Origin of the sequence: Vibrio sp. 10N.261.51.C6, from assembly GCF_041471785.1 — a bacterium.
In the GTDB taxonomy this organism is placed as follows: domain Bacteria; phylum Pseudomonadota; class Gammaproteobacteria; order Enterobacterales; family Vibrionaceae; genus Vibrio; species Vibrio crassostreae_C.
In genome coordinates this window covers 1-725 of record NZ_JBFRPB010000126.1, presented here as the reverse complement: position 1 = coordinate 725, position 725 = coordinate 1, and the positions used below count along the sequence as shown (strand labels likewise).

At 43.9% G+C, this 725-nt stretch carries 2 protein-coding genes; both read right to left on the bottom strand.

Annotated features, from left to right (window positions below):
• Positions 1 to 393 (bottom strand): IS630 family transposase (locus tag AB4375_RS21445; protein ID WP_372052489.1); only part of this gene is annotated, 393 nt, incomplete at its 3' end.
• Between the two features lie 13 nt (positions 394 to 406).
• A partial coding sequence (locus tag AB4375_RS21440) for a transposase (protein WP_372052488.1) occupies positions 407 to 725 on the bottom strand: 319 nt, incomplete at its 5' end.

Below are 725 nucleotides of genomic sequence, written 5' to 3'. Positions count from 1 at the left end.
CCTTAACCAACTCCACACTTGCTCTATAGGGTTAAGCTCTGGTGAGTATGGCGGCAATTTGATAATACTGACATTATCAAATGGGTTAGCAATATCATCGGTATGCCATCCTGCGCCATCCATTATTACCACTGAATGACGGTCTTTTTCTGTGACTTTAGATATCTGCTCTAGATGGTTTATCATGATGTCTTTGTTAACCCAAGGGACGACCATTGCCTCACCAATCCCTCTCGATGGGCACACTGAGCCAAACAAATAAGCGTATTCAAATTGCTGCTGTTTTACTACGCGAGGTCTCGTTCCACGAGTAGCCCAAAGACGTGTTGTTGTGTTCTGCTGACCAAACCTAGCTTCGTCTTGAAACCAGACATCAACACTCTCTAGCCCAATATGGCCGGGGATCTTAAGGATCGTTTCGATTTGGAATTTTTTTAAAATCGTCTTGTATTTGCTGTGATTGTTTAGGGTGTTTGGAACGAGAAGTTATCCAAGAAAAACCCATGTGGTCGAGGAGATAATAGATGGAATTAGGGTGGTAGTGCTTGTCAAAGTGTTTAACGATGTAGTCATGTATATCGCTTCCAACAAGGCGGCCACCAGAAGGTGATTCAGCTTCTTTTTTTATGAAGGCACTGAGTTGAGCCCGCTGCTCATCGGTGAGGTATGCAGGCCTACCAGTCCGAGGTTTTTCTTGAAGTCCTTCTAGGCCTTCTTCAAAAAAA